Source organism: Pseudoalteromonas sp. CO325X, from assembly GCF_004208955.1.
Lineage (GTDB): Bacteria > Pseudomonadota > Gammaproteobacteria > Enterobacterales > Alteromonadaceae > Pseudoalteromonas > Pseudoalteromonas ruthenica.
This window is the reverse complement of the sequence record NZ_SGPG01000007.1, coordinates 1-450: the sequence shown is the minus strand read 5'-3', so window position 1 is coordinate 450 and position 450 is coordinate 1. Positions and strand designations below refer to the sequence as shown.

Sequence of the window (450 nt, the reverse complement as noted above, 5' to 3'; positions counted from 1 at the left end):
GGAGCAACGATAGCGGTCGAAGTGGTTGATGCGAATGGTACAACTCAGTCATTCACTGCTGAGGTGCAAAGCGACGGGAGTTGGCAAGTAGAGGTGCCAGCAGAGCTTGCTGAAGGAGGATACCAAGTTGAGGCCAGTGTGAGCGATGAAGCCGGAAACAGCACATCAGCAACGGCAAGTGGAACAATTGATACCAATGCTCCCGATTTGAGCATCGACCCGCTATCATCTACCAATGATGTAACACCAACGATTTCAGGTTCTAGCAGTGCAATAGGTGCTGTCGTAAATTTGACTCTCACAGATGCAAATGGGCAGATACAAACCGTAACAGCTGTGGTGGCGGCAGATGGTAGTTGGCAAGTGTCTGTCCCGCAGGCGCTTGCTGAGGGGGTGTTTACCGTTTCAGCGAGTGTTACTGATGCCCAAGGAAATGAAGCGCAGGCAAAT

The 450-nt window shown here is 51.1% G+C and carries 1 protein-coding gene; it reads left to right on the top strand.

From position 1 onward, the window contains the following. Nucleotides 1–450: Ig-like domain-containing protein (locus EXT46_RS02700; RefSeq protein ID WP_205988201.1), on the top strand; the 450-nt coding region annotated here is incomplete at both ends.